21 protein-coding genes are annotated in these 23,574 nt (G+C 53.3%); 9 read left to right on the forward strand and 12 right to left on the reverse strand.

Annotated features, from left to right (window positions below; translation table 11 throughout):
• Window positions 1-310: 310 nt before the first annotated feature.
• Window positions 311-1,720, forward strand: coding sequence for a D-serine/D-alanine/glycine transporter (gene cycA / locus ACOTX3_RS09420; protein WP_023619712.1), 1,410 nt, complete (start codon window positions 311-313; stop codon window positions 1,718-1,720).
• A gap of 95 nt (window positions 1,721-1,815) precedes the next feature.
• Here the strand turns inward: cycA and ytfE are convergent, their stop codons facing one another.
• The gene (gene ytfE / locus ACOTX3_RS09425) at window positions 1,816-2,478 is read right to left on the reverse strand and encodes an iron-sulfur cluster repair protein YtfE (RefSeq protein ID WP_048971397.1); all 663 of its coding nucleotides are present in this window, start codon (window positions 2,476-2,478) and stop codon (window positions 1,816-1,818) included.
• A gap of 244 nt (window positions 2,479-2,722) precedes the next feature.
• On the opposite strand from ytfE, the gene ACOTX3_RS09430 reads away from it, so the two are divergent.
• On the forward strand, window positions 2,723-4,372 hold the full coding sequence (locus tag ACOTX3_RS09430) for a methyl-accepting chemotaxis protein (protein ID WP_047023498.1): 1,650 nt from the start codon (window positions 2,723-2,725) through the stop codon (window positions 4,370-4,372).
• A gap of 62 nt (window positions 4,373-4,434) precedes the next feature.
• On the opposite strand, the gene ACOTX3_RS09435 is transcribed toward ACOTX3_RS09430, so the two are convergent.
• The 3 genes from ACOTX3_RS09435 to ACOTX3_RS09445 all read right to left on the reverse strand — a co-directional run bounded on the left by ACOTX3_RS09435 (window position 4,435) and on the right by ACOTX3_RS09445 (window position 7,393).
• Window positions 4,435-5,400 (reverse strand): DMT family transporter, encoded by a 966-nt coding sequence (locus ACOTX3_RS09435; RefSeq protein ID WP_058678906.1) that lies wholly within the window; start codon window positions 5,398-5,400, stop codon window positions 4,435-4,437.
• A gap of 75 nt (window positions 5,401-5,475) precedes the next feature.
• Window positions 5,476-6,300, reverse strand: a complete 825-nt coding sequence (locus tag ACOTX3_RS09440) for an AraC family transcriptional regulator (RefSeq protein WP_013095315.1) — start codon at window positions 6,298-6,300, stop codon at window positions 5,476-5,478.
• Between the two features lie 49 nt (window positions 6,301-6,349).
• Complete coding sequence (locus tag ACOTX3_RS09445) at window positions 6,350-7,393, reverse strand: GlxA family transcriptional regulator (protein ID WP_234355668.1); 1,044 nt, start codon at window positions 7,391-7,393, stop codon at window positions 6,350-6,352.
• Between the two features lie 177 nt (window positions 7,394-7,570).
• Between ACOTX3_RS09445 and ACOTX3_RS09450 the strand changes: the two genes are divergently transcribed.
• On the forward strand, window positions 7,571-9,469 hold the full coding sequence (locus ACOTX3_RS09450) for a beta-ketoacyl synthase (RefSeq protein WP_058678905.1): 1,899 nt from the start codon (window positions 7,571-7,573) through the stop codon (window positions 9,467-9,469).
• Window positions 9,470-9,683: 214 nt separating this feature from the next.
• Here the strand turns inward: ACOTX3_RS09450 and ACOTX3_RS09455 are convergent, their stop codons facing one another.
• Complete coding sequence (locus ACOTX3_RS09455) at window positions 9,684-10,532, reverse strand: SDR family oxidoreductase (RefSeq protein ID WP_058678904.1); 849 nt, start codon at window positions 10,530-10,532, stop codon at window positions 9,684-9,686.
• Window positions 10,533-10,621: 89 nt separating this feature from the next.
• Here ACOTX3_RS09455 and ACOTX3_RS09460 point away from each other — a divergent pair, with 89 nt between their 5' ends.
• Entirely contained in the window at window positions 10,622-11,002 is a 381-nt protein-coding gene (locus ACOTX3_RS09460; RefSeq protein WP_028027891.1) for a winged helix-turn-helix transcriptional regulator, read from the forward strand.
• Between the two features lie 531 nt (window positions 11,003-11,533).
• Here ACOTX3_RS09460 and ACOTX3_RS09465 read toward each other — a convergent pair.
• Window positions 11,534-13,477 carry a bifunctional 2',3'-cyclic-nucleotide 2'-phosphodiesterase/3'-nucleotidase gene (locus ACOTX3_RS09465; protein ID WP_058678903.1) on the reverse strand — a complete coding sequence of 648 codons (1,944 nt, stop codon included), beginning with the start codon at window positions 13,475-13,477 and terminating at the stop codon, window positions 11,534-11,536.
• A 190-nt stretch (window positions 13,478-13,667) separates the two neighbouring features.
• Between ACOTX3_RS09465 and cysQ the strand changes: the two genes are divergently transcribed.
• A complete protein-coding gene (gene cysQ / locus ACOTX3_RS09470; RefSeq protein WP_013095322.1) occupies window positions 13,668-14,408 on the forward strand; it encodes a 3'(2'),5'-bisphosphate nucleotidase CysQ in 741 nt (246 codons plus the stop codon).
• Here cysQ and ACOTX3_RS09475 read toward each other — a convergent pair.
• Entirely contained in the window at window positions 14,402-14,959 is a 558-nt protein-coding gene (locus ACOTX3_RS09475) for a YtfJ family protein (RefSeq protein ID WP_127869105.1), read from the reverse strand. The genes cysQ and ACOTX3_RS09475 overlap by 7 nt on opposite strands.
• 324 nt (window positions 14,960-15,283) lie before the next feature.
• On the opposite strand from ACOTX3_RS09475, the gene ACOTX3_RS09480 reads away from it, so the two are divergent.
• The 4 genes from ACOTX3_RS09480 to ACOTX3_RS09495 all read left to right on the forward strand — a co-directional run bounded on the left by ACOTX3_RS09480 (window position 15,284) and on the right by ACOTX3_RS09495 (window position 17,042).
• Window positions 15,284-15,490: a DUF1107 domain-containing protein gene (locus ACOTX3_RS09480; RefSeq protein WP_008501430.1), complete on the forward strand. Its 207-nt coding sequence runs from the start codon at window positions 15,284-15,286 to the stop codon at window positions 15,488-15,490.
• A gap of 263 nt (window positions 15,491-15,753) precedes the next feature.
• A complete protein-coding gene (locus ACOTX3_RS09485) occupies window positions 15,754-16,239 on the forward strand; it encodes an Hcp family type VI secretion system effector (protein WP_038418543.1) in 486 nt (161 codons plus the stop codon).
• Between the two features lies 1 nt (window position 16,240).
• Window positions 16,241-16,657: a polymorphic toxin type 44 domain-containing protein gene (locus ACOTX3_RS09490; RefSeq protein WP_071885244.1), complete on the forward strand. Its 417-nt coding sequence runs from the start codon at window positions 16,241-16,243 to the stop codon at window positions 16,655-16,657.
• Window positions 16,635-17,042 (forward strand): hypothetical protein, encoded by a 408-nt coding sequence (locus ACOTX3_RS09495; RefSeq protein ID WP_058678902.1) that lies wholly within the window; start codon window positions 16,635-16,637, stop codon window positions 17,040-17,042. The genes ACOTX3_RS09490 and ACOTX3_RS09495 overlap by 23 nt, the downstream gene beginning before the upstream one ends.
• A gap of 76 nt (window positions 17,043-17,118) precedes the next feature.
• Here the strand turns inward: ACOTX3_RS09495 and ACOTX3_RS09500 are convergent, their stop codons facing one another.
• From ACOTX3_RS09500 to ACOTX3_RS09520, 5 genes are all read right to left on the reverse strand, one after another.
• Complete coding sequence (locus tag ACOTX3_RS09500) at window positions 17,119-18,456, reverse strand: hemolysin family protein (RefSeq protein WP_013095324.1); 1,338 nt, start codon at window positions 18,454-18,456, stop codon at window positions 17,119-17,121.
• Between the two features lie 197 nt (window positions 18,457-18,653).
• A complete protein-coding gene (locus tag ACOTX3_RS09505; protein WP_023619690.1) occupies window positions 18,654-20,201 on the reverse strand; it encodes an MFS transporter in 1,548 nt (515 codons plus the stop codon).
• A 79-nt stretch (window positions 20,202-20,280) separates the two neighbouring features.
• Window positions 20,281-21,303: a Gfo/Idh/MocA family protein gene (locus tag ACOTX3_RS09510; protein WP_058678901.1), complete on the reverse strand. Its 1,023-nt coding sequence runs from the start codon at window positions 21,301-21,303 to the stop codon at window positions 20,281-20,283.
• A gap of 12 nt (window positions 21,304-21,315) precedes the next feature.
• Window positions 21,316-22,383: a Gfo/Idh/MocA family protein gene (locus tag ACOTX3_RS09515; protein ID WP_058678900.1), complete on the reverse strand. Its 1,068-nt coding sequence runs from the start codon at window positions 22,381-22,383 to the stop codon at window positions 21,316-21,318.
• Window positions 22,380-23,564: a Gfo/Idh/MocA family protein gene (locus ACOTX3_RS09520; RefSeq protein WP_127869104.1), complete on the reverse strand. Its 1,185-nt coding sequence runs from the start codon at window positions 23,562-23,564 to the stop codon at window positions 22,380-22,382. The genes ACOTX3_RS09515 and ACOTX3_RS09520 overlap by 4 nt, the downstream gene beginning before the upstream one ends.
• Window positions 23,565-23,574: the final 10 nt, after the last annotated feature.

Here is a 23,574-nt window from a genome sequence, read left to right on the forward strand (position 1 = left end):
CGGCTTTTCTTATTTCCTCTCTCCGTCCGGGGAGAGGAAAATAGTGTTAAAACCTATAGTTACGTCGGAATCAATATTTTATCTTGCAAACGAAACTGTTGCGTGTATTTTTGTGAGCTGTTTCGCGCTGTATGAGTGATATGACACTCACTTCCAACATATTATTAACATAATATCTAAATCATAGTATTCATCCCGCCGATTCTTACCTAATATCGATAAACCCTTACAAAGGGACCGTCATTTATTTGACGTTTTTAAAGGCCAGAAGAGCCTTAACAACACAGACAGGCATAAACAGGAAAATTACATGGTAGATCAGGTCAAAGTCGCCGCGACAGAAGAGGCGACGTCTGAACAGTCGCTACGGCGCAATCTCACAAACCGTCATATTCAGCTTATCGCCATCGGGGGTGCCATCGGTACCGGGCTGTTTATGGGCTCAGGCAAAACCATCAGTCTTGCCGGGCCGTCGATCATTTTTGTTTATATGATCATCGGTTTTATGCTCTTTTTTGTGATGCGTGCAATGGGTGAATTGCTGCTCTCCAACCTCGAATACAAATCTTTCAGTGATTTTGCTTCCGACCTGCTCGGTCCCTGGGCGGGTTATTTCACCGGCTGGACCTACTGGTTCTGCTGGGTCGTAACCGGCATGGCGGATGTCGTCGCCATTACTGCCTATGCGCAGTTCTGGTTCCCGGGGCTGTCGGACTGGGTCGCCTCGCTGGCGGTGATTATTCTGCTGCTGAGCCTCAACCTCGCCACCGTTAAGATGTTCGGTGAGATGGAGTTCTGGTTCGCGATGATCAAGATTGTCGCTATTGTGGCGCTGATTGTGGTGGGCCTGGTAATGGTGCTGACGCACTTCCAGTCGCCAACTGGCGTACAGGCTTCGTTTACCCATCTGTGGAATGACGGCGGCTGGTTCCCGAAAGGCATCAGCGGCTTCTTTGCCGGCTTCCAGATTGCGGTATTTGCCTTTGTGGGGATTGAACTTGTCGGAACCACCGCTGCGGAAACCAAAGACCCTGAAAAATCCCTGCCGCGTGCAATCAACTCCATTCCGGTTCGTATCATCATGTTCTACGTCTTTGCGTTGATCATTATTATGTCCGTGACGCCGTGGAGCTCGGTTGTGCCAAGCAAGAGCCCATTCGTTGAACTGTTCGTGCTGGTGGGACTGCCTGCGGCAGCGAGCCTGATTAACTTCGTGGTGCTGACATCTGCAGCGTCATCGGCGAACAGCGGTGTGTTCTCAACCAGCCGCATGCTGTTTGGCCTGGCGCAGGAAGGCGTTGCGCCGAGCGCGTTCGCGAAGCTCTCTAAGCGTGCTGTTCCGGCGAAAGGGCTGACGTTCTCCTGCATGTGCCTGTTGGGTGGGGTGGTAATGCTCTACGTGAACCCGAGCGTTATCGGTGCGTTCACCATGATCACCACCGTTTCGGCGATCCTGTTTATGTTCGTCTGGACGATCATCCTTTGTTCGTACCTGGTGTATCGTAAACAGCGTCCGCATCTGCATGAGAAATCGATCTATAAGATGCCGCTGGGCAAGCTGATGTGCTGGGTGTGCATGGCGTTCTTCGCGTTCGTTCTGGTTCTGCTGACGCTGGAAGATGACACCCGTCAGGCGCTGATCGTCACGCCGCTGTGGTTCATCGCCCTGGGATTGGGCTGGCTGTTCATTGGTAAGAAACGAATGGCAGGCGTAAGGTAAAAGCAAAACGGCAACTTCGGTTGCCGTTTTTAGTTTTTGCACCCTCTCCCCGTGGGAGAGGGCCGGGGTGAGGGCATCAGGCTTCAGTGGCCTTTTTATTCACCCGCCAATGCACGCGGGAACAGAACGTTATTCTCAAGACTGATGTGTTCCATCAGGTCATCGATCATCTCGTTAATGCCGTTGTACATCGCTTTCCATGTGGTGCAGGCTTCTGGCGGCGGCGTGACGTTATTGGTCGTGTGTTTGATGACTTCCAGCAGTTCACCCGCGTCGTCATGTTCGCTTTCCATCACGCTAATTGGCCCCATCGCCTGGCTGCCCATTCCCTGTTTAATCATCGGGAAGAGGATCTGCTCTTCTTTCATCATATGGCTGGTGAGTTCTTCATGCAGCATGGTCAGGTATTTCGCCAGGCCGCGCGGCACGGAAGGCTTGTCGGCGTGCACACGTTCAACTTTGGTGGCCTGCAGGATCAGCTCCGGCAGTTGTTCGCGGTGGCGATCGTGGTAACGCACGATAATGTGGTCGATGATTTCGGCAAGCGGGGCCGTGCGCCACTCTTTGTCGATGGGTTGCTCTGCCAGCAGAGCCAGCTCCGCTTCAATAACCTCTATATCCAGCTCTTTGCGCGAGGCCGCACGTGCCAGAGTTTGCTTACCGCCGCAGCAGTAATCCATGTCGTATTTACGAAACAGCGCAGAAGCGCGAGGGATGGAGAGCGCCAGCTCGCCGAGTGGTTGGTCGCGGAAGGCCATAGCAGTTACCTCATCATCAAGAATATAAGATGCATATTAAATGCATCTTTAAGGCGGCGCTATAACCCTTTAGAGGCAAGGGTGAAAATGAGATGTAAGTCACAAAAAATTAGCGTGTTTAACTCACTGAATGAATGCAGAAAATAACTTTAGAAACTTTTTTAACGTGGAGAAACAGTAAACAACCCGCTGCGCCTGCCGATATATCCACGTCAGACAAACCTGCATATTACAAAGGCAACGCATGTTTAAACGTATAAAAGTCATTACCCTTTTGATTTCGGTGCTGCTTGTGCTCGGCATCATGCAACTCGTTTCCGCCGGTATCTTTATCAACGCGCTGAATAACGATAAAGACAATTTCACCGTGTCGCAGCTATCCAGCAAGAACGTGGCGGAGTTTACCGATGCATGGATCAGCCTGAACCAGGCGCGCGTCACCCTGAACCGCGGCATGCTGCGTCTGCAAAGCAGCATGGCCTCGCAGATTAACGGCGGACAGCTCAATGAGCTGGTAAACACGGCGAAAAACCTGCTGGCCAATGCCCAGTCTCATTACGACAAATACTATGCTTTGCCGAATACCCCAGGGCTGGATCCCAACCTTGCAAATCGCCTGGAAGAGCAGTACCGCAATTACTCCGCGACACTGACCCAAATGAACGTTTTGCTCTCTCAGGGCAATCTGGAAGAGATGTTCAAGCAGAATGCGGAGCAGAAACAGACCGCGATGCAAAACGTTTACCGGGAATGGCGTGAAGCCCAGGCCGTGCTTACGGATAAAGGGATCAAAGATAACGAAAGTGATTACAAGCGTATCCTGTGGATCCTCTCTGCGGTCATGCTGCTGGTAATTATCGTGATTATCTCCAGCTGGATTGCCATGCGCCGCGTGCTGTTGTTGCCGCTGCAGGATGTGATAAGCCATATCCGCGCCATTGCCGCCGGTGATTTAACCCAGCCGATCCATGCAGAGGGTAAAAACGAGATGGCCGTGCTTGCGCAAAACGTCCAGGAGATGCAAACCGCGCTGGCAAACACCGTGGGCGTGGTTCGTGAAGGTGCGGATACCATTTACACCGGTGCGGGGGAAATCTCTGCGGGCAGTAACGATCTCTCTTCCCGTACCGAGCAGCAGGCTGCCTCGCTGGAAGAGACGGCTGCCAGCATGGAGCAGCTGACGGCAACGGTGAAACAAAACGCCGACAATGCCCGTCAGGCTTCCCGTCTTGCGCTTGATGCCTCTTCAACGGCGAAGAAGGGCGGTAACGTTGTAGAAGGCGTGGTGCGCACCATGGACGAAATCGCCACCAGTTCCAGCAAAATTGCGCAAATTACCAATGTCATTGACGGCATTGCCTTCCAGACGAACATCCTGGCTCTTAACGCGGCAGTTGAAGCGGCGCGCGCAGGTGAGCAGGGGCGTGGCTTTGCGGTGGTAGCCGGAGAAGTGCGTACGCTCGCTCAGCGCAGCGCCCAGGCGGCGAAAGAGATCAAAGCGCTGATTGATGACTCTGGTGAGCGGGTTAACGCAGGCTCGCAGCTGGTGAACGAAGCCGGGGCCACCATGGCGGAAATTGTTAACGCCGTGACTCGCGTCACCGACATTATGGGTGAAATTGCCTCTGCGTCTGATGAACAGAGCCGCGGGATCGACCAGGTGGGCCAGGCGGTGGCAGAGATGGATCGGGTTACCCAACAGAACGCCTCGCTGGTGGAAGAGTCTGCGGCCGCAGCGGCCGCGCTGGAAGACCAGGCGGCACGCCTGAACGACGCGGTGGCAGTGTTTAAAATTGCCCGCAGCCAAGCGGTGAAGGCGGCTCCGGCGAAAACCTATGTGCCAAAAGCGCAGCCCGTCGCTTCTGCGTCTGAAGCCAACTGGGAAACGTTTTAAAAGCTTGCCCGGTGGCGGCTACGCCTGACCGGGCCTACGTTTTTGCAGGCCGTGCAAACGCCTCACATCTCCGACGCCGGAACGACCATCGGTTTTTCCGGCTTCGCTCTTACCGCCATCACTACCCCCATCACCAGCAGCACTATTCCACAGGCCGTTAACAGCGGCGGTACGCTCTGGCGCATCAGGAAGGTGTACAGCAACCCGGCCAGCGTTTCGAAGACAATCAGCGGCCCTAAGATCACCGTTGGCAGTTTCTGGCTGGCGATATTCCAGCACAGCGCGCCCACCCAGGAACAGAGCACAGCGATAGCGATCATCAGCCCGACAAAGACCCACGGCCGCGGCCCGAAAGGGAGGGCGAAGTCCGGTTGTTGCTGCGCAGACCAGAGGCACGCCCCGGCATAGCCCACCAGCGAGACCGGCAGCGTCACCAGCGCCTGTGCCGTTGCCCACATCATCGGATGCTTATCCGGGTTCTCCCGTAACCATCGCGCATTACGCAGGGCATACCAGGCCCAGCAGGCGACGGAAATAAACGCTAAACCGATCCCCGAGCCGTAACGCCAGACGCTGAAATCAGCGAGCCCGTGGCGAAGCTCGGCAATATTCACACAGACCAGCCCGACGCCCGTGCAGATCAGCGCGGGTACCATTTTTGACCATGCCAGTTTGCCATCGCGCTGGCTGTACAGCAGGTTCGCAAAGACAGGGATAACGACAGGCAGCGTGCCGATAATCATGGTCGATACCGGCGCGCCGGTACGCTGAATGGCGCTCGCCAGGCAGACGTAATAGATAAGGTTGCCCATCATGGTCAGCGCCAGCGCGGTCATCCAGTCCTGGCGGTTGAGCTGGCGTAAACGCGTACGACCGAGCCAGGCCAGCGGCAGGGCAATCAGCCCCAGCGCCAGATAGCGTCCGGTTGACTGCAGGGCCGCCGGATACTGGGGCACAATCAGCGGGCCGACAAAAATCAGCCCCCACATCAGCCCTGCCAGCAGGGCATACAACACGCCACTAATCATTATTCCATCCACATCAATTGACTTTGTACTCAGTGTAGAAGGGGGGATTGCGCGCGTATTGTATGAGATTGCGCATCAGCGCCCGATAACTTGTTTCTGGTAGCGGACGGGCGTAATCCCGTAGCGGCGGGTAAACGCGCGGGTTAAATGCGACTGGTCGGTCAGCCCGGTCGCGGCGGCCACTTCGGCGGCGGGCATGCCGTGCGTAAGGAAGCCTTTGGCGCGCCACAGGCGAATAGCCATCAGCATCTGGTGCGGCGTGACGTGGAAATGGGCTTTAAACTGGCGCTGAAAATGGTAAGGGCTGAGAGAAACCACGTTGGCCAGCTCGTCCAGCGTCACGGCGTGCATATAGTTATCGTGCAGATATTCGCGTACCCGTTCGAACCGGTGCGCGCCTTCCTTAATTATTGGGGCGTGATGGGCCAGTGGCTGGAAGGTCTCAATCAGATCCAGCAGCAGTCCTTTTTGCGCAAGCGGGTCCTGGGTATGCCACAGGCCGTAGATCAGCTGGCCGATTTGCTGCGAACGCAGCGGGTCGTGGCGGGTAACGTCGCTAAACCACCAGTGGCGCAGGCCAGTCACCTCTTCCAGTAAAGCGGGTTCGATGTAGACCATCCGGTAGCGCCAGCCGCCTTCGGTGGCCGATTCTCCGGTGTGGATCTCGTCCGGGTTCATGGTGACAACGGATTTTTCAGCGGCCAGGTGCTGGGTACCGCGATAGCGAAAGCGCTCGGCACCGGTTTCGATGGTGCCGATGCCGAAGGCTTCATGCGTGTGAGGCTCAAAGGCGTAGTCAGCGATATGCGCGTGATAAAGTTCCAGACCCGGCAACTGCGCCAGATGGCGAAAGCGCGCGCTGTCTCTCTCATCGCTAAATTGTTCCGGTACGCCTTGCACACTGATTCTCCTCGGGGGCTATCTTGTGATTATCAGAGATGATCCGGGATTATGCACTAAACATCTTTGCGCGAACGGTCTTACGGTAATCCCCCGGTGAAACCGTGGTTTTATGTTTAAACTGGCGATTGAAGTGCGCAATATCCTGATACCCAACCGCGTTGGCGATCTCCTGAATACACAGGTTGGTTGATTGCAACATATTCATGGCTAACTCAATTCTGGCGGTTAATAAATATTGCAAAGGGGACATGTCAGTGGCGTTTTTAAAACGACGATTAAAGTTGCGCAAACTCATGCCAGCCATATTGGCAAGATTTTGCATTGATATATCTGAGGCGCAGTTGGCTTTAATCCAGGTCTGAATTTGTACAATATCTTCATCGGGATGGGGTTTGTTTTCTTCGCTGTAGCACTGACGATCAAACTGGCTACGAATTTCATGGAAAAATGTCCGTTGAGTATGTGTGGCTACCCGTTTTCCATATATCGTTTCAATAAAATGAATTGTCAGATCTGACAAGGCCTTAACGCTGGCGGCGCAGTAAATATTTTCGGCCTGGGTGAGAAAATGTTTAGTTTGTAATTTAACGCTGGGGTAATCGCGTGAGAATTGCCGGAAGTAGTGCCAGTGGGTGGTGGCGGGTTTCCCGTTAAGCAACCCTGATTCCGCCAGAAAACAACAGCCGGTTCCGACGGCAGCGATGCGGGTGCCTCGTGCGGCCTGCTCAGAAAGCCACGCCAGCAGCTCAGGCTGTTGTCTGACTACCGCGCGAGGGTTGCGCCACAGGGCCGGAATATAAATAACATCGTAGTGTCTGTCGTCGGCAAGTGTGGTGTCGGCAGTAATACTGAAGCCACTGTGCGTGCGGATCGGCAAACTGTTTATGCCGATGGTATTGACCTTCAAAATGCTTTCCGGTCGACAGAGCCTGAAACGCGATCGCTTTGCCGGGGACGTATCTGTGTTGGCGTTTGTTTTTTGCTCAGCTAAATAGCTACTGGCCGCTGATTTCCACATTTCAATCGGTAGACTGAGGCCGGAACTTAGCATGCGTTCGCATAACACAAATCCTATTTGTGTATTTGTCATTTTTGATTAATACCTGTTTTGACTATTATTTTTGGTAGCTCATCTTTAACCTGGCCAAAAAAGTCAGCATTTTGGCTGGATTTTCATATTAGCTTTTTTTGGCGATTTGTAAACTAATATCTGTAAATTGTCTTAGCTTGATAACAAAATAAATTCACGACCAATACAGGATTGATTATGGTGAAATTACCCGTAATAACAGCATTTGGTGGCTATGGTCCGGCTGGTCGTAGTTCTTCACATCATGCATTTCGCCGAATGGTTATTGAGTCATTATCCGAAGAGGAACGGCAGCAGACGTTATTATCGCTCGCCATCCTGATGGGCATTCTTAAATATGATGAAGGCGGATATTGTGACATTTCCGGTAAAAGATTCACGCCCGATCAGGCTGCCGCGACGATAAAGAACGAGACGCTTGAAGGATCCCTTATCAGAAAAATCACGGACGATTATTTTGATGTTGATGCCATCGTTAGTCATGCAAAATTGAATATGGCTTCGGACGAAAACGGTTTTAGTTTTAATATCTCTTCCAGACAATTACCTCAACCCTTACCGCAGGGATGGCATGCTGAGGAATTAACGGATCAGCGCGTGCGCATTACCGTCCGGGGTGATATGGACTGTAGAATTGAGACGCTGTTGCGCACGGAAGTTCAGGCCGCAGGTTTGCTACCACAAGGATTCCGGCCGGGTGACTATTACAATTCACAGTTTCACCCGCGGGCGTTGCAAATGGCCGTTGTCGGGGCGTCAGATGCGATCAACGCTTTGGGGATCCCGTGGCGGGATATACAGGCGAAAATTTCGCCGGATCAGCTGGGTATCTACTCGGGCAATATTATGGGACAGCTCGACGAGTATGGCTTTGGCGGAATGTTGCAGTCGCGTCTCAAGGGCCATCGCGTCAGCGCCAAGCAGTGTCCGCTGGGCCTGAACAGCATGTGCGCTGATTTTCTCAATGCCTATGTGCTGGGTAGCGTGGGCCACACCAGCGCCACGCTGGGAGCATGCGCCACGTTTCTTTATAACCTGAACGCGGCCGTCGAAGACATAAAAGCAGGGCGCATTCGCGTGGCCGTGGTAGGCAGCGCAGAAGCACCGGTTACGTCAGAGGTGATTGAAGGTTTTGATGCCATGGGCGCGCTGGCGACAGAGAGCAAACTCAGGCATATCGATCAGACGGAGACGGCCGACTGGCGCAACAGCAGCCGTCCGTTTGGCAACAGCTGTGGGTTTGTGATCGCCGAGTCCAGTCAGTATATCGTGTTGATGGACGACGAACTGGCGATGCAGCTCGGCGCAGAGATTCACGGTTCTGTGGGAAACGTCTTTATCAATGCTGATGGCTATAAGCGTTCGATTGCTTCACCGGGGCCGGGGAATTACATCACTATGGCGAAAGCTGTCGCCTCTGCAGTGTCGATGGTTGGACTGGAGACGGTGCAAAAGGGATCGTTTATCCAGGCTCATGGTTCAAGCACGCCGAAAAATTGTGTCTCGGAAGCGGATATTTTTGACCGTGTTGCGCAAGCCTTTTCGATTCACGACTGGCCGGTGACGGCGGTGAAATCTTACCTGGGACACTCCCTGGGGCCTGCCAGCGGTGACCAGTTGATAAGCTGTCTCGGTGTCTTCCGCTATGGCATTTTACCGGGCATTAAAAGTGTGTCGCACATCGCGCCACAGGTGAATAACGCGCGTTTACACATCCCTGTTCAGGACTGCAAATTAGAGGATGAACAGGGGCAAATTGCGTTTATTAATTCAAAAGGCTTCGGCGGTAATAATGCCACGGGGGTGGTTTACTCGCCGAAGCTTACTCAACAATGGTTGCGCAAACGCTATGGCGAACCGGCCTTTGCAGATTATCAGCAGCGTAACCGCCAGGTGCAACGACAGGCCTGTGCTTACGATGAAGCTGCATCTCATGGCGAATTAAACGTTATTTATCTGTTTGGACAGCAGGGGATAAATGAAGACGATATCAATATTGATATGAATGGCATCACTATTCCCGGCTTTGAAAAGCCTATTTCGTTTGCGAGGGAAAAAGAATATAGCGATTTTTAATTTCTACCTGCGACGTAAGCGGGGTTAACTGGAGTCACTTTTATACAGGCGCAAATTAATTTGAATACTATGTCAGCGGCAGGATTGAGTGCTTTATAGCGACTCTCTTTCGCAAAAGAATAGATTGAGCTGTGCTCTTTAAGCCCTAATCGAGTCGGTGGCGAGGTATTCCGCTTTTTATTTTACCCCGCCATCCGTAATAATAGCCTTCCCGTTACAAAATGGTTTTAACGCTTTCAGCCAGTGACGTGGTTGGTCGCCCAATCAGTTTGCTCAGCGTATGGCTATCGTCAAAGAGCCCGCCTTTAGATGCGCCCACATCAGAGTCCGCCAGCATATCCGCCAACCCGGCAGGCAGGCCGACACTCTTCAGCGCAGCGGCGAAATCCGCTTCGCTCATGTTCTGATAAACCACCGGTTTACCGCTCTGCTTGCTCAGTTCAGCCGCCAGTTCGCTCAGCGTCCACGCGCTGTCGCCTGCCAGTTCATAGACCTTGCCAGCGTGGCCCTCTTCCGAAACCACTTTTGCCGCCGCCGCCGCGTAATCCGCACGGGTGGCTGAGGCGATTTTGCCTTCACCTGCGGCACCGATAAACACGCCGTGTTCCAGCGCAGGCGGCGCGCTCGCCAGGTAGTTTTCGATATACCAGCCGTTGCGCAGCAGGGCATAAGGAATGCCGGATGCCGCCAGCGCTTTTTCCGTAGCAACATGCTCAACGTGCAGGCCCAGCGGTGAGTTATCCGCATGCAGCAGGCTGGTGTAGGCGATAAATGTCACGCCAGCCGCTTTGGCAGCGTTGATGACGTTCTGGTGCTGCGTGGCGCGCTGACCCACTTCGCTGGATGAGATCAGCAGAAGTTTCTCCACATCCTTCAGCGCCGTGGTCAACGCGGCCTGGTCGGTGTAATCGCCCTGACGAACCACAATACCCTGCTGGCTCAGGGCTTCCGCTTTCGCCGGGTTACGCACAATGGCGACAATCTGGTTTGCCGGGACGGTTTTTAACAGCTGTTCGATAACGAGGCGGCCAAGCTGGCCGGTAGCGCCGGTAATCGCGATCATGATCAATCTCCTTCGTGTTTGTCTGGTGTTGTGGCACACTAGCATCATAACTAACTTTTAGTAAGTACGTACAAAAAGGTAAGTATTAAATGACGATACCGACACTCAGCGAACAAATGCGCGATGGTAATCTCTTCGCGGAGCAGTGCCCGTCCAGAGAGGTGCTCAAACATGTCACCAGCCGCTGGGGAGTTCTGATCCTGGTGGCGCTACGTGAGGGAACGCATCGCTTCAGCGATCTGCGCCGTAAAATGGGCGGCGTGAGCGAGAAGATGCTGGCCCAGTCGCTGCAGGCACTGGAGCATGACGGTTTTGTCGATCGCGTTTCGTATCCTGTTGTACCGCCGCACGTTGAGTATAGCCTGACGCCGCTTGGCGTAGAGGTGAGCGAGAAAGTGGCCGCGCTGGCGGACTGGATAGAGGTGAATACGCCAAAAGTAATGGCGAACCGGGATGAGCGGGCAGCGTAAAAGCCGGGAATGTGCGGTCTGATGCCCTCACTCTAACCCTCTCCCACAGGGCTGGGTTCCCCACAAAATAATGCCTGCACGGAGGACCCCCTCTCCCTTGAGGGAGAGGGTTGGGGTGAGGGGGAACATATGGCTGTAGAGGTCATTCCGTTCACTTTATGTTCCTTGCTACTCTGTAACGGCATGACTTGTGAACGTGCCAGGGCGGCTCAGTCGCCACCACCCTGGCGACCCGGGCTCCCGGCGGTAAATCGCCGCTCCGCGGTGCCTTCGGCTTATTCCTTCCGGCTTATCGGGGACGGGCGGATGTAACGTCCCTGTAAAGCCGCCCTCTCGGCGCATCCATGCGCCTCGCCCCGGCCTGCACGAAACGCCTCAGCGATTTACAGCCGGACCAGGGCGTCGCTATAAGTCATTCATTTTCCTGAAGCAACATTCATCGCTTTCGGTAAAAAAATTACTGGGGAGCCCTCAGCCCACAGGGAGAGGGAATAAACACTAAAAACGGCAACGTGCGTTGCCGTTTTGCTTTTACTTACTTAAATCCACCTGATAAATGGCGAACCCGATATCATCCGTCGCAACCTTCTTCATAGGATACTGCGCCTTCTCCTTAATAAACGCCGCAGCCTTATCCGACGGAGACGTTTCAATGCGAATATCCAGTGGGGTATCGCTGTGGATCGGGGCCAGACGCCAGTTGTTATCGACCGCCGGATGAATTTCTCCCGCCTTTTTCGACTCTGCGCTGATCCAGGCGGCCAGCACTGAGCGGTTCTCATCCGGAGAAGCAAAGGCAATGTGGCTATCGCCGGTGCCGGCAAATTTGCCGCCATACGCGCGATAGTTATTGGTCACCACCAGGAAGGTGGCCGCCGGATCGACAGGCTTACCCTTGAAGGTCAGGTTTTTGATGCGCTCTGCCTGCGGATTAATGGCCTGACACTCGCCGTCATATTTCGCCGGCTGGGTGACATCAATCTGATAATCCACCCCGTCGATAACGTCGAAGTTGTAGGTGCGGAACCCGTCCCAGTTAATCAACGACTGCGGCTTGCTGCTCTTCGGATCGATCTGGTTAAACTGCCCGGCGGAGCATTCCAGCCACTCTTTCACCTCTTTACCCGTTGCTTTAACCACGACCAGCGTGTTCGGGTAGAGATAGAGATCGGCGGCGTTACGGAACGTCAGCTGGCCTTTTTCCACTTCAACATAGCTGGCCGGGTCATTTTTACGTCCGCCCACTTTGAACGGTGCGGCGGCGGAAAGCACCGGCAGGTTGGCTAAGTCCGGATCGCCCTGAACAAAATGTTCGGCATAGGCTTTCTGCGCCATGTTGACCACCTGAACGGTTGGGTCATCCTGTATCAGCGCCAGATAGCTGTACATGTTGTCGGCGGATTTGCCGATCGGCTTGCTAACGAATTCGCGGGTGGCGACGTGGTCATGCTTGAGCACGTCGACGAGTTTTTGGTCTTCAGCCGCCAGTGATTTTTTGGCGGCAGCATCGTAAATGGGGCGCGCTTCGGCTTTGGATCCGGTCACCTTCCAGCTGCCGCTGTCGTTATTGAGTACCAGATCCACCACCCCAAGATGGTCGCCCCACATGCCGGGCATTACCGCCGGCACGCCGTTGAGCGTTCCCTTGTCGATGTCTGCCCCTTTGATTCTGGCAAAATCCTTACCCGGGAAGACCGCATGAGCGTGGCCGAAGAGGATCGCGTCCACGCCCGGCACTTCGCTCAGGTAGTAAACCGAGTTTTCCGCCATCACCTGGTACGGATCGGCAGAGAGGCCCGAGTGGGCGACAACGACCACAACATCCGCCCCTTTTTCACGCATCTCCGGTACGTATTTACGCGCCGTTTCGGTGATGTCGTTAACGGTGACTTTGCCGGTGAGATTGGCTTTATCCCAGGTCATGATCTGGGGCGGTACAAAGCCGATGTAGCCAATTTTCAGCTTCTGCTTTTTACCGTCCTGATCAACAACCTCGGTCTCTTTAATCAGATAAGGGGTGAAAAGCGGCTTTTTGGTCTTAACGTCGATGATATTGGCGTTAACGTACGGGAATTTTGCGCCTGCCAGCGCATCGTGCAGGTATTTCAGACCATAGTTGAATTCGTGGTTACCGAGGTTGCCGACGGTATAATCCAGGGTGTTCATCGCTTTATACACCGGGTGGATCTCGCCTTTTTTCAGCCCCTTTGCCGCCATGTAGTCACCCAGCGGACTCCCCTGAATCAAATCACCGTTGTCGACCAGCACGCTATTTTTCACTTCATTGCGGGCGGCATTGATCAAACTTGCCGTGCGTACCAGTCCGAATTTTTCCGTAGGGGTATCTTTGTAGTAATCGAAGTCCATCATATTGCTATGCAGGTCGGTGGTTTCCAGAATACGGAGATCGACCGTCGCCGCCTGTACGCTCGCTGCAATCAGCGTCGCCAGGAGCGTTGCGCTAAACTTAATCATCAGAGGAGTCCTTTTTTCGATCCAGGCCACAAAAGAATATGTATCTATCGTTTGTTGCTTACAGAAGTGTGAATCCTGCCAGAAAAAAGGGCGATGAAACCGGAATTGCTTCACAGATAGCGGAATTGTTCACATTACGATATAAATAAAACAAAGAGTTATACCCACTGCGTTAACGAAGAGGTGGAGAATGTTAGATAAAATTTGTCAGCTCGCACGGGATGCGGGCGATGCCATCATGCAGGTGTATGACGGCGCACAACCGATGAACGTTGTCAGCAAGGCGGATGATTCCCCGGTCACGGCGGCGGATATCGCGGCGCATGGCGTGATCATGAAAGGGCTACAGGCACTCACGCCAGAGATCCCCGTGCTTTCCGAAGAAGCGCCGCAGAGCTGGGATGAGCGTCAGCACTGGCAGCGTTACTGGCTGGTCGATCCTCTTGACGGCACCAAAGAGTTTATCAAGCGTAACGGTGAATTCACCGTGAATATCGCCCTGATCGACAAGGGCAAAGCGGTGCTTGGGGTGGTCTACGCACCGGTGATGAAAGTGATGTACAGCGCCGCAGAAGGCAAGGCCTGGAAGGAAGAGTGTGGTGTCCGCAAGCCGATCCAGGTGCGCGATGCGCGCCCTCCGCTGGTGGTCATCAGCCGCTCGCACAGCGACAGCGAGCTGGAAGAGTACCTGCAACAGTTGGGTGAACATCAGACGACCTCGATTGGCTCCTCGCTGAAATTCTGTCTGGTGGCGGAGGGGCAGGCGCAGCTCTATCCCCGTTTCGGGCCGACGAACATCTGGGACACGGCAGCCGGCCACGCGGTAGCCGCGGCCGCGGGTGCGCATGTTCATGACTGGCAGGGCAAGCCGCTGGACTACACCCCGCGCGAATCATTCCTCAATCCAGGCTTCCGGGTCTCTCTTTACTGAGCCAGCAGCTTGTGCAGCAGATCAACCACCTGCTGCACCTCTTCCTGGGTTAACGCCCCGTCTTTTACCCACTGCACCTGGCCGTTTTTATCCAGCACGATAATCGCTGAACTCTCTTCCTCAAGCTGCCAGGCTTTGCGCGTCACGCCGTTGCTGTCGACAATAAACTGCGACCACGGGTAGAGCTTTTTGTTGCTCTCAAGGCTTGAGCGTACAAACATCCCGGAGCCAGGGATGGCATCGTCGGTGTTCACAATGGTGGTGGTCTGATAGCGGTCATGCGGGAATTTTGCGGCCTTGATCGCTTCCACCAGGTTTGCGTTTTTCTCTTTTGCAGATGTACGACCGGCAATATGTTGTACAACTCTCACTTTGCCCGCGAGCTGCGCGCTATTCCACGGTTTGTAGCTAAACTTATCATTGTCGAGAATCAATTCTCCCCGGTCAGCAATGCCGACTGGCGGTACGCGTTGTCCTTTTTCAATGTTGTGGGCACTCCCCCACAGGGGCAGGAGCAGGCATGCGGCTGCAAGAATGTTACGTAGGGTCATGGTGTTTCCTTATTGTATGCAGGTGATCCGACCACTTGGTCTTACGCTTTTAATCATAAGTGCGATCAATGGGCTTTTCCCGCAATCCCGATGCCAGTTTGCGGGCGAACGCACATATCCATAAAAAAACGACGGCTTATACTGCCTGTAGTCACAGTTTGAAAAGATTATTCTGAATAATTGTAATCAAACGGTAAATAAACTTATGCACACTGGGTAACTACGTAGTTCTGGTCTATAGTCATTGGGCAACAAAATTTGCGCTCAGAACAGTCGGGCCGATTGTGGCGCCGCAAGAGCGTATGATTCGCAGGAGATACAAGAATGAAAATTTTCCAACGCTACAACCCGCTTCAGGTGGCGAAGTACGTGAAGATCCTGTTCCGTGGACGGTTGTATATCAAGGATGTTGGCGCTTTTGAGTTTGATAAGGGCAAGATCCTTGTCCCAAAAGTGAAGGACAAACAGCACTTGTCTGTGATGTCCGAAGTCAACCGTCAGGTTATGCGTCTGCAAACTGAGATGGCTTAACCTACGTGCTATGCAGTAGTTAAAAAAACGGCTCCCGATGGGAGCCGTTGATGTTTGTGGGGGGAAGTATAACTCTGACTCTGTTGCATCGGTAAATTTCTGGTTGCCACTTTCCAGAGGAAGTATGAGCTTGTGTAGTTATTCTTAAACTCTCTTTCAGTGCTCTCGTTTTGATATAAAACAATAAAAAATTGATTCTCTATTGGGCTTATTGAATAACGCATAAAGAATGCTCATCTCATTAACGAAAAGGAGTTTTAAGGATGGCTATTCCTGCTTATTTATGGCTGAAGGATGATGGTGGTGCGTTAATAAAAGGTGCTGTTGACGTACAAGATAGAGAGTCAAGTATAGAGATCAATGGGTTTTCACATAATGTATCTATTCCAACAGATCCATTGACAGGAAAAATTACCGGAACAAGGAAGCACTCAAGTATCCTCTTTATGAAAGAATTTGATTGTTCATCTCCCTATCTGTTCAAGGCGGTTTGTACCGGTCAAACGTTAATAAGCGCAGAGTTTAAATGGTATCGTATTAACGATGCGGGTCAGGAAGTTGAGTATAACAATATGTTTCTTGAAAACGTAAAAATTGTCGGAGTTTCTCCTGTCATGCATGATACGAAAGATGCTTCGAAAGAGAAACATAATCACCTTGAATGTGTTGAGATGCGATATGAAAAAATAACATGGAAACACTGTGATGGGAATTTGCTCTTTTCCGATAGCTGGAACGAAAGGGCATAACATGAGACGTCCAGCAATCGCTGTTAAGCCTCAACCTCCTTATGATATTTCTTCATTTTCTCCACCTGGCGTTTCATTATCAAACAACATGATGATTGCGCGGTTCCATCATGGCCCGTCAGCGCTGACCTACTTATGGTTTTATAAGCAAGTAAAAGGGCATGGCCCTTGGGATTATAAAAACATATTAGGTAGGCAATACGAAAATTTTGGAAATTTTCATTTCGGAGCGGTAGGCATTGCCGCCGGAATTGAACCCGAGATATTATTGCGGGCAGCCGGACTTGCTCAAATTCTTGCAGGGACCAGCGACCCTAGTTTTAAAAATTATCAAGGGCCGGATTCACATGGGGATGATCCAACCGATCAGACATGGATTAGAGCAGGAATAGACTATGCTCAACGCTCTGGTTTTTAAAAAGAAGTGGCTATATATAATCGTCGTGATTATTTTGTTAGGGTGTGGCATATGGCGTGTAGTTGATGAACTTCTTTACCTTGAACAAGATATTATACGCCGGGAGAAAGTTGGTGAGTTGTCAACTTTAATTATTACTGAAAGTAATGCTGGAGCAACCACTCCATATGTATACCAATATTACCTATACTCTGCGAAAAAATCGGATGCGGATTTTTTAAATGATCTAAGAAGTGGCTATGAACCTTTCCTGGTGACTACCGCCTCAGATGTGTATGTAAAAATTGAAGATAATTCTATCCATCTTAAGGTTAGTGGTGATATCTTTAAATTTAAGAACGTTGCAGGCTATAGTTTTATATATATGGATTCATCACCGTTCTAAATTTTTTTATCAATGTCAGATACGTACTGCATATGAGTGAAAAAAGAAAGGGCAGTTAATCACTGCCCTTTTGTTATCACGCCGACACCTTCTCTTCCGCATCCGGCAGCTTCGGCACCAGCACGGTCGGTTTGTTATCAATACGCGTCACCAGCAACTGGTCGATGCGGTAGTTATCAATATCCACCACTTCAAACTTGTAGCCGGAGAACTTCACCGAGTCGGTGCGCTTCGGGATTTTACGCAGCATAAACATCATAAAGCCGCCGATGGTCTCGTAGTTGCCTGACTGCGGGAACTCGTCGATATCCAGCACGCGCATCACGTCGTCGATTGGCGTTGCGCCGTCAATCAGCCATGAGTTCTCATCACGCGCCACAATCTGCTCTTCCAGACCCTGGCCGACCAGGTCACCCATCAGCGTGGTCATGACGTCGTTGAGGGTAATGATACCCACCACCAGCGCGTATTCGTTCATGATAACGGCAAAGTCTTCACCGGCGGTTTTGAAACTTTCCAGCGCTTCAGAGAGCGTCAACGTGTCCGGTACAATCAGGGTATTGCGGATCTGCACGCCGCTGTTAAGCGCCAGGCTTTGGTTCGCCAGCACGCGGTTCAGCAGATCTTTGGAGTCCACATAGCCGATGATGTGGTCGATATCTTCATTACAGACCAGGAATTTAGAGTGCGGGTGCTCCGCGACTTTATTCTTCAGGCTCTGCTCGTCTTCATGCAGATCGAACCAAATCACGCTTTCACGGCCCGTCATGGAAGAGGGCACGGTACGGGATTCCAGCTCGAACACATTTTCGATCAGCTCATGCTCTTGCTTGCGCAGCACCCCGGCCAGCGCACCGGCTTCTACCACGGCGTAGATGTCGTCGGAGGTGATGTCATCTTTACGCACCATCGGCAGTTTAAAGATGCGGAAGATGACGTTCGCCAGGCCGTTGAAGAACCACACCAGCGGACGGAACACGAACAGGCAGAAGCGCATCGGGTTGATGATACGCAAAGCCACAGCTTCTGGCGCAATCATACCGATGCGTTTCGGGGTCAGGTCAGCGAACAGGATGAACATCCCGGTGACCAGCGAGAAGGAGAGAATAAAGCTCATCTGCTCGGCAAGTTCGGCGGACATGTACTGCACGAACAGGCTGTAAAAGGCCGGAGAAAATGCTGCATCCCCCACGATACCGCCGAGAATAGCGACCGCGTTCAGGCCAATTTGTACCACGGTGAAGAACGTTCCAGGATTTTCCTGCATCTTCAGGATACGGGAAGCATTGATGTTGCCTTCGTCGGCAAGCAGCTTAAGTTTGATTTTACGGGACGCGGCCAGCGAGATCTCGGATATCGAGAAAAATGCGCTGACGGCTATCAGACAAAGTATTACTAAAATACTGTTTAACATAGTTTATCCGGCTTCTCGCCAGATCCTCGGAAGGGAAGTTGATACCATTTGTGTGGAAACACATTGAACGTCAGCTCGTAGCGTTGAGCCGATTATTTCAGCGGGTAGTATAGCGTAAAGAGATGTAAACCTGCCAGAGGTCACATTTTGCGGCGAAAAGAGGCCGGGCAGGCGGGGAACCGGCCCGGCGAGACGCGCTATTTTGCCGCTGATAACCCGACGTTGTTCACTGCACGACGGGCAGCATCGCCTCCCCACACCTGATCGTACTCATAGCCTGTGAGCTGTTTTATCACCACACGGGTATTGGCATCGCAGTCGCGGTAATCACCGCCCAGCTTACGGCGGGCAATCTCCTTGAGAAGCAGTTTATGCGTCTCGCGGGTGAGCTTGAATTTATAGGTAGTGAAGAAGCTCACCGCCAGCAGGGCTGCCGTCGCGAAGATCATCAGGCCTATAATCGCCCCCAGCGCGCTTTCAGGCTGTGCACCGCCGCCCTTAACAAAGCCGGACTCCTGCAGGACCAGGCCAATAATCATGATGGCGATCGCCACGGTGCTTTTGCGGGTCAGGACCATCACCCCGGCAAAAATCCCTTCGCGGCGCTGCTGCGTCACCATCTCGTCAATATCAGGAATGAAGCTGTAGATATTCCACGGTATGTAATAGAGGCCCGCGCGGGTGGCGCCCAGCAGGATAAAGACCGCCGTGAACAGCAGCGTGGGCACCTGGGTTTTGGTCAGGTAGACCGTAAACAGGAACACCAGCACGAAGAAGATCCCGCCGTAAGAGAGGCGCAAAGCGGCAGAAGGGGAGACATTCAGCCTGTTCAGCAACAGCATAAATCCATATGTGCCAGGTACTGAGGCGAAAGCCGCAATGCTCAGCCAGCCGGAGACGGCTGCCGCGTCCTGGCTCAGACAATACACGACATAATAGGTAAAGACCGAACCGAATACGTCCATCGCCGTAAATGAAAAGATATAAATAATAATATGCAGGCGGAACGCGCGAATACGGAAAGAGGAAAAGAGATCCAGCACCAGATATTTCAGGTGATTAATTAATCCGCTGCTGCGCTGTTTATCCACTTTAAACGTGGATGGCTGTTGCACATCTTTCGCTTCCCAGGTGGTGTACCAGGTAATAAATACCGCAATACAGAATACGCAGGAGAATATCAGCCCGGTAAGAGTATAGGTAAACGGATTATCTTTCCCCGTGAACTGCATAATGACGCCGGGAACGGAAACCGCAAGAAAGCCGCCGAGCTGAGAGCAGATCATACGCACGCCGGAGAGACGGCTACGCTCTTCATACCGGTTAGTCATCTCAGCGGCCAGGGTTTCCCAGGGCACCAGAACCATCGCTGACAATAGCTCAATAGAGAGGTAAGTGCCCAGGTAATACCAGTACCCCATGTCCGTAAGCCACAGCAGGGCATACAGAAACATTAAGGGCGAACTGAGTAATAAAAAGAAGCGGCGACGGCCAAATTTACGCCCGAGCCAGGTATCACCGAAATTATCCGTGATATAACCCATAATCGGGCTTAATAACGCATCAATGACGCGAGCAATAGCAAATATCGAACCCGCTTCGACGACAGAGAGCCCGCAATAGGTGGTGTAAAAAAATAAAAGCCAGGTGCCGATAATGGCGAAAGCGCCTCCGCCAAACAGATCGGTTATACCGTAGCCGAGCGCCACGCCATAACCCACTCTACGTTCAGTTGGTTTGACCATAATAATATCCAGTGTAGGGTAATGATTAACCCGATCTGTCGGGTCGTTTTTTATTTACTGCTGGAATACAAATTACGTTCTATTTATTGATTTCTATCCATTGCCTTAATTGAGATGATCGATAAATAGCCTCCACAAGGGTCAGTGATTTCCCGGCTTCACGGATATCGGTGTAATCCGTGTAACCGGGGTGGGTGATAGCCTGATAAAAACGACGGATCGCCTGCTGGTGGCCCAGCCCCCAGTAGCTTTTGACCGAACCGTCCGGGGAGTCGTCGCAGGTGAGCCTGACGCGCTCGCCCGGCGTCACGCGCCAGAGCGTGTTGTCGTTGAGCAGCAGCGAGCCCTGCTCGCAGTGGATCTCCATCAGAAGCGGGGAATCGGTGGTATTGCAGTTGCTGGCGTAAAACAGGCCGCGCGCGCCGTTAGCAAAGTGCAGCGTGGCCATCGCGCTGTCTTCACCTTCCGTCACGTCCGCCAGCTCACCGCTATCCACCACACCTTTCACACGCGTCACGCCGCCGGCGAACCACTGCATCAGGTCGAGGGTATGAATGGCCTGGTTGATCAGCAGGCTGCCTCCTTCCGTAGCCAGTCGCCCACGCCACGGACTTTGGGTGTAGTACGCGCCCGAGCGTGCCCACGTCAGCACCGCTTTGATACTGAGCATTTTTCCCAGCTCGCCTTCGTCCAGCGCCTGGCGAATGCGCAGGCTGGTGGGGTTGAGCCGGTTCTGATAACACACGCCGAGCAGACCCGTAGCCTGTTCAGCGGCGCGGGTGATATCCACCAGTTCGCTGCTGTTCATGCCCACCGGTTTTTCGCAGAACACATGCTTTCCGGCGGCGAGGGCCGCCAGAATCATGCTTTTATGCTCAAAGTGCGGCGTGCAGATATGGACCACATCGATGGCATCATCCAGCAGCATCTCCCGGTAATCCTGATAGAAGCGGCACTGATAGCCCAATGCCAGCTTCAGTCCTTTGACGCTGTCGATATCTGCCAGCGCGCGCAGCGCAACGTTGGGGAGCTGGCGCAGCGCATTCACGTGGCAACCGTGAATCGCTCCGGCGCCGATCACCGCCGTGTTCAGGAGCTTCATTGTCGCCTCCCGTTATGCCGTTGCGTTGGCCAGCATCTGTGCCTTCACGCAGAGCTCCGCCGCCTTAAAGGCGTGAGCCTGGGTCATGGCATGTTCAGTACGATGCAAACAATCGAGGATCAGTTCGCCAAAGAACGGGAATCCGACCTGGCCGGCGACCGGATAACGGAACTCCCCCTCGTTATTGACGAGATACACCACGTCCTGTTCACCACGGGTGAGATCGACATATTTGCGGATCTCGATATAGCCTTCGGTGCCCAGCAGCGTCAGGCGGCCATCGCCCCAGGTCGAGAGCCCGTCAGGGGTAAACCAGTCGCAGCGGAAATAGCCGCTGGCGCCGTTTTCCCCTTTCAGCATGGCATCGCCAAAATCTTCGAAGGCGGGGTACTGGGGGTGGTTAACGTTCCGTACCTGGCTTGCCACCACGGTGGCGTCGCTGTTGCCGGTGTAAAACAGGAACTGCTCAATCTGATGGCTGCCGATATCGCACAGAATGCCGCCGAAGTAGCGCCGATCGTAGAACCAGTCCGGGCGGCCGGTCCCTTCCCGGTGCGGGCCCGTCCCCAGCGTTTGTACGACGCGGCCAATGGCCCCTTGCTGCACCAGCTGTCCGGCAAAGACCGCGCTCTCAACGTGCAGACGTTCGCTGTAATACACGGCGTATTTTCGGCCCGTTTTTTCCACCATGGCTTTGGCATCCGCCAGTTGTTCAAGGGTGGTAAGGGGGGCTTTATCGGTGAAGTAGTCTTTGCCTGCGGCCATCGCTTTTAGCCCCAGCGCACAGCGCTCGGCGGGAATGGCGGCGCCAGCTACCAGACGCACCTCATCGTCGGCGAGTATGACATCCAGGGAGTCTGTAACCCTGGCCTGCGGATACTGCTGAATAAATTTATCCACTTTTGCCGGATCGGGGTCGTAGACCCATTTCAGCGTGGCGCCCGCTTCAATCAGGCCGTTACTCATGCCGTAGATATGGCCGTGGTCGAGCGCGGCAGCGGCAAAGACAAACTCTCCTTCCCTGACAACGGGCTGAGGTTTACCCACTGGCGCGTAGTTCATGCCGTCATTTTTGTTCATGGTGTCACTCCTTCATCCAGATCTTTGCCCAGGGGAATCGCACCGACTTCGCTGAAGTTGGCGACGCTTGCGGATTTTTCATAAAAACGGGGGGCGAGGGCGTTGGTCCCGCCGGTACGGTAAAACGGATCGTCGCGTTGAATCGGCAGCGAAACCACGGAGCGGGTGATGGCGGATTTATAGATCGCGGTTATCAGCTCCAGCGAGCGTTTGCCCTGCAGACCATCCACTAACGGCGCCGTGCCGTGCTCAATGGCATACAGCAGGTCGTTAATCTGCCCGGTGTGCAGCGTCCATTCGAGCTTCGGCGTCTCGTGAAAAACGGCGTTAAGCTGCGCTTCCCGTTGCCGGTCCCGATCCTCCTGGGGGAAGCCGTTATCAGCGCTGACGCTGGCAAAAGCCTGCCACGGTGCGGAGATGCGCGCCTTTTCACCCTGGATAATGATTTTCTGATCTTCGCCGTGGTGCACGACCGAGGCGGTTAGCTGAGTGAGTGCGCCGCTGGGGTATTTAAATATTGCCGCGCTGAGATCTTCGACTTCAGCGTTGTCGTGCGCCACGTTGGTCATCATGGCCACCACTTCAGACGGGAAGCCCAGCATCCACTGAATGGCGTCGATGTGGTGAACAGCGTGGTTAAGGGTGCAGCCGCCGCCCTCTTTTTCCCAGGTGCCGCGCCACCACAGGTCGTAGTAGCAGTGTCCGCGCCACCAGAACGAGTCCACCTGGGCATGGCACACCTTGCCAGCAAGGCCCGAATCCAGCGCCGCTTTTAAACGCCAGAAGGCATCGGTAAAGCGGTTTTGAGCGATGATGGCGAGCAATTTACCGCTGGCCTGTTGCGCGGCGATCATGGCGTCGCACTCCTCCAGCGAGGCGGCCATTGGTTTTTCGCACAGCACATGGCAACCCGCATTGAGGGCATTAATGCTTATCTCTGCATGAACGTAGGGCGGCGTGCTGACGTCGACGATATCGATATCTGGCTCTGCCGCCAGCATCTGCTGGTGGCTTTCATACACGCGTGCGTCCGTCAGGTTGTAGCGTGCTTTTTTCTCGTGGGCTTTTTCCGGGTAGATATCGACCAGCGCGACGATCCGGCAGCGTTGGCCAAACTGCAAATAACCCTGAATATGGTTATGCGAGATATTTCCTGTTCCCACGATAGCGACATCTAACATCGTTTCTTCT

The sequence above is a fragment of the Enterobacter cloacae complex sp. IR5384 genome (assembly GCF_049237265.1).
Taxonomy (GTDB): domain Bacteria; phylum Pseudomonadota; class Gammaproteobacteria; order Enterobacterales; family Enterobacteriaceae; genus Enterobacter; species Enterobacter cloacae.

What these genes read in the sequence shown, in the direction of transcription:
- ACOTX3_RS09445 (WP_234355668.1), bottom strand. Translation starts at nt 7,393, where the DNA reads ATGACAAATACACAAATAGGATTTGTGTTATGCGAACGCATGCTAAGT.
- ACOTX3_RS09460 (WP_028027891.1), top strand. Translation starts at nt 10,622, where the DNA reads ATGACGATACCGACACTCAGCGAACAAATGCGCGATGGTAATCTCTTC.
- ACOTX3_RS09480 (WP_008501430.1), top strand. Translation starts at nt 15,284, where the DNA reads ATGAAAATTTTCCAACGCTACAACCCGCTTCAGGTGGCGAAGTACGTG.
- cycA (WP_023619712.1), top strand. Translation starts at nt 311, where the DNA reads ATGGTAGATCAGGTCAAAGTCGCCGCGACAGAAGAGGCGACGTCTGAA.
- ACOTX3_RS09485 (WP_038418543.1), top strand. Translation starts at nt 15,754, where the DNA reads ATGGCTATTCCTGCTTATTTATGGCTGAAGGATGATGGTGGTGCGTTA.
- ACOTX3_RS09450 (WP_058678905.1), top strand. Translation starts at nt 7,571, where the DNA reads ATGGTGAAATTACCCGTAATAACAGCATTTGGTGGCTATGGTCCGGCT.
- ACOTX3_RS09510 (WP_058678901.1), bottom strand. Translation starts at nt 21,303, where the DNA reads ATGAAGCTCCTGAACACGGCGGTGATCGGCGCCGGAGCGATTCACGGT.
- ACOTX3_RS09475 (WP_127869105.1), bottom strand. Translation starts at nt 14,959, where the DNA reads ATGACCCTACGTAACATTCTTGCAGCCGCATGCCTGCTCCTGCCCCTG.
- ACOTX3_RS09430 (WP_047023498.1), top strand. Translation starts at nt 2,723, where the DNA reads ATGTTTAAACGTATAAAAGTCATTACCCTTTTGATTTCGGTGCTGCTT.
- ACOTX3_RS09490 (WP_071885244.1), top strand. Translation starts at nt 16,241, where the DNA reads ATGAGACGTCCAGCAATCGCTGTTAAGCCTCAACCTCCTTATGATATT.
- ACOTX3_RS09505 (WP_023619690.1), bottom strand. Translation starts at nt 20,201, where the DNA reads ATGGTCAAACCAACTGAACGTAGAGTGGGTTATGGCGTGGCGCTCGGC.
- ACOTX3_RS09495 (WP_058678902.1), top strand. Translation starts at nt 16,635, where the DNA reads ATGCTCAACGCTCTGGTTTTTAAAAAGAAGTGGCTATATATAATCGTC.
- ACOTX3_RS09435 (WP_058678906.1), bottom strand. Translation starts at nt 5,400, where the DNA reads ATGATTAGTGGCGTGTTGTATGCCCTGCTGGCAGGGCTGATGTGGGGG.
- cysQ (WP_013095322.1), top strand. Translation starts at nt 13,668, where the DNA reads ATGTTAGATAAAATTTGTCAGCTCGCACGGGATGCGGGCGATGCCATC.
- ytfE (WP_048971397.1), bottom strand. Translation starts at nt 2,478, where the DNA reads ATGGCCTTCCGCGACCAACCACTCGGCGAGCTGGCGCTCTCCATCCCT.
- ACOTX3_RS09520 (WP_127869104.1), bottom strand. Translation starts at nt 23,564, where the DNA reads ATGTTAGATGTCGCTATCGTGGGAACAGGAAATATCTCGCATAACCAT.
- ACOTX3_RS09455 (WP_058678904.1), bottom strand. Translation starts at nt 10,532, where the DNA reads ATGATCGCGATTACCGGCGCTACCGGCCAGCTTGGCCGCCTCGTTATC.
- ACOTX3_RS09500 (WP_013095324.1), bottom strand. Translation starts at nt 18,456, where the DNA reads ATGTTAAACAGTATTTTAGTAATACTTTGTCTGATAGCCGTCAGCGCA.
- ACOTX3_RS09515 (WP_058678900.1), bottom strand. Translation starts at nt 22,383, where the DNA reads ATGAACAAAAATGACGGCATGAACTACGCGCCAGTGGGTAAACCTCAG.
- ACOTX3_RS09465 (WP_058678903.1), bottom strand. Translation starts at nt 13,477, where the DNA reads ATGATTAAGTTTAGCGCAACGCTCCTGGCGACGCTGATTGCAGCGAGC.